We start from the raw sequence: 1,695 nt of genomic DNA on the forward strand, positions 1-1,695 counted from the left end.
AATCTGATTTATTCAACAAAGCCCCTGTGGCGTGTTTATTGTTAACACGAAAAACACCGGCTTTATCGCTGTACAGTGCCAGCGGTTTACCATGCTTATCGATATAGCGCCGCGTGGCTTCGAAGTAAGAAAACGTGGACTCCGATTTAACAAACAACAGTTCCATCAGTTTGCTGGTTGCATCATCAACATAGACCAGCGCGGTGCAGGCCGGGCCACGGCCTTCAAACCAGTCGTGATCACAGCCATCTATTTGTATCAGCTCACCAGTACACGGACGCCGGTACCGTGGTTGAGGGATCCTTGCGGCACGTTGTTTACGGGGAACCCATAAGCCAGCCCGCACCATGATGCGCCGGACAGTTTCTTTGCCAAGAAACAGTCCGTGGAGTTCTTCGAGCTTTTCACGCGCCAGAGTCGGACCGAAATCAGCATAACGCGTCTTGATCAGTTCCAGAGCCTGATCTGCGAGCCCGGGTGGCAACTGGCGGTTACCACGCATGCCACATCGTCTGCTGGCCATACCAAGCGGTCCGCCTTCACGGTAACGGGCAAGAAGTCTGCGGCATTGCCTGTCGCTGATACCGAGGTGCTCGGCCGCACGGCGCGTTGTGATGCGACGTTCAATGACGTCCTGTATAATCTTGATCCGGTTGATCTCTTTCAAAGTAAACACTCCTGAGCTTTCTGCGCTCATGATATGCCTCCCGGTAGTTTAAACGGACCAGTGAAGCTTACCATAGCGCGGACATCTGAATTGAGCCACAGGCGGACATTACTATTGAGCCATTACACTGTAACTTCGCTTAATGCGTTTTATGTTAAAAATCAACTAGTTGCATTGCTTTTTTGCTGATCCAGCGGCCAAAGTGGAGTCCTCCGTCGGTCTCCACTATTATCGCTACCGGGTAAGCCATCAGGCATGGCCCGGTTTAAAAAGATATGCTGACAGTTCTGCTGCAGTTATATCAAACTCGAGTTGCTGGATTAATTCTGCCAGTTTTTTCTCTGCTGTATCACGATTAATCTGATTCTGTAGTATCTGGAGAACAACCTGTTTTAGCTCCGGAGGGAGGTGTTCCAGATTGATATGATTACCACCCGAAATGCCATCATCCGGATTTTCGAAGAGCCAGCCGTAACTCATAATATCACCTGTTCTATTTCACAAATTTCCAGACACCTGGCGGTACCCGGTCATACAACTTTCCCATCGTCATCTCCGCCAGCCGGTGATCAACCGCGGCATTGAAATGCTCAAGCTCATCATCTGACAGAGAATATTTATTTTTTTCTATAACCCTTTCCAGGGTTTCCTTCGATGTACAGCGCCGTAGTCGTAAAATCCATTCCTGTTTCGTCATTAGTTTTTTATATCCTGAGGCTTCCCTGGTATTTAATTTTACAAATAACGCAAATTTCTTTCAGGCGTTATGGCCCGTGCCGTTCTGTGTAAGATAATCACTGATGCTCAGACCGGACAAGCGAATGTTATCCGAAATCTCCCTGAACTGCTCCTCCCAGCCGTCCTGCAGCTCCCTGATTGCCGCGATCTGGAAAGCAACACTGAAAGGCGTTCTGCCCAGTTTCTCGGAAAGCCAGAACAGATGCCTGCCAATCTCTTCGTCCGGTACCGAATCGAGCGCATCACTCAGTAAGGTTTTTTCGTCCTCCTGCCAGGGATGACCGGCTCGC

The 1,695-nt window shown here is 49.4% G+C and carries 2 protein-coding genes and 2 pseudogenes; all 4 read right to left on the reverse strand.

From position 1 onward, the window contains the following. Nucleotides 1–697, reverse strand: a pseudogene (locus KHQ28_RS16790) (ISNCY-like element ISKpn21 family transposase); the annotation flags it as partial. 219 nt (nucleotides 698–916) lie between these two features. Beyond that, nucleotides 917–1,147, reverse strand: a complete 231-nt coding sequence (locus tag KHQ28_RS16795) for a hypothetical protein (protein ID WP_004213598.1) — start codon at nucleotides 1,145–1,147, stop codon at nucleotides 917–919. A 13-nt stretch (nucleotides 1,148–1,160) separates the two neighbouring features. Next, nucleotides 1,161–1,364: an HHA domain-containing protein gene (locus KHQ28_RS16800; RefSeq protein ID WP_004213596.1), complete on the reverse strand. Its 204-nt coding sequence runs from the start codon at nucleotides 1,362–1,364 to the stop codon at nucleotides 1,161–1,163. Between the two features lie 60 nt (nucleotides 1,365–1,424). Further along, a pseudogene (locus KHQ28_RS16805) lies at nucleotides 1,425–1,695 on the reverse strand (DNA-binding protein); the annotation flags it as partial.

Origin of the sequence: Klebsiella sp. 28 (assembly GCF_018223905.1) — a bacterium.
Taxonomy (GTDB): domain Bacteria; phylum Pseudomonadota; class Gammaproteobacteria; order Enterobacterales; family Enterobacteriaceae; genus Klebsiella; species Klebsiella pneumoniae.

What these genes read in the sequence shown, in the direction of transcription:
- KHQ28_RS16795 (WP_004213598.1), bottom strand. Translation starts at nt 1,147, where the DNA reads ATGAGTTACGGCTGGCTCTTCGAAAATCCGGATGATGGCATTTCGGGT.
- KHQ28_RS16800 (WP_004213596.1), bottom strand. Translation starts at nt 1,364, where the DNA reads ATGACGAAACAGGAATGGATTTTACGACTACGGCGCTGTACATCGAAG.